This is a genomic window from Brevibacillus sp. SIMBA_040, assembly GCF_046535075.1.
GTDB lineage: Bacteria > Bacillota > Bacilli > Brevibacillales > Brevibacillaceae > Brevibacillus.
Window position 1 is genome coordinate 1 of the sequence record NZ_JAWRXI010000056.1, and the last position, 505, is coordinate 505.

A 505-nucleotide genomic window follows, 5' to 3' on the forward strand; every position below is an offset into this window, starting at 1 on the left:
ACCATCACCCTAATCAAGTTTTTTGGGGTCGAGGTGCCGTAAAGCACTAAATCGGAACCCTAAAGGGAGCCCCCGATTTAGAGCTTGACGGGGAAAGCCGGCGAACGTGGCGAGAAAGGAAGGGAAGAAAGCGAAAGGAGCGGGCGCTAGGGCGCTGGCAAGTGTAGCGGTCACGCTGCGCGTAACCACCACACCCGCCGCGCTTAATGCGCCGCTACAGGGCGCGTCCCATTCGCCAATCCGGATATAGTTCCTCCTTTCAGCAAAAAACCCCTCAAGACCCGTTTAGAGGCCCCAAGGGGTTATGCTAGTTATTGCTCAGCGGTGGCAGCAGCCAACTCAGCTTCCTTTCGGGCTTTGTTAGCAGCCGGATCTCAGTGGTGGTGGTGGTGGTGCTCGAGTCATTTTTTCTGTTTTTCCAGCATCTGCAGCAGTTCTTTCGGCGCGTCTTTTTCAGAAACCGCACCACGACCGGTTTTACCACCACCTTCGTCGTAGGTGAAAG

The 505-nt window shown here is 55.4% G+C and carries 1 pseudogene; it reads right to left on the reverse strand.

The features are described from left to right. Window positions 1-401 precede the first annotated feature (401 nt). Window positions 402-505: pseudogene (gene sso7d / locus SB752_RS31915) on the reverse strand (chromatin protein Sso7d); the annotation flags it as partial.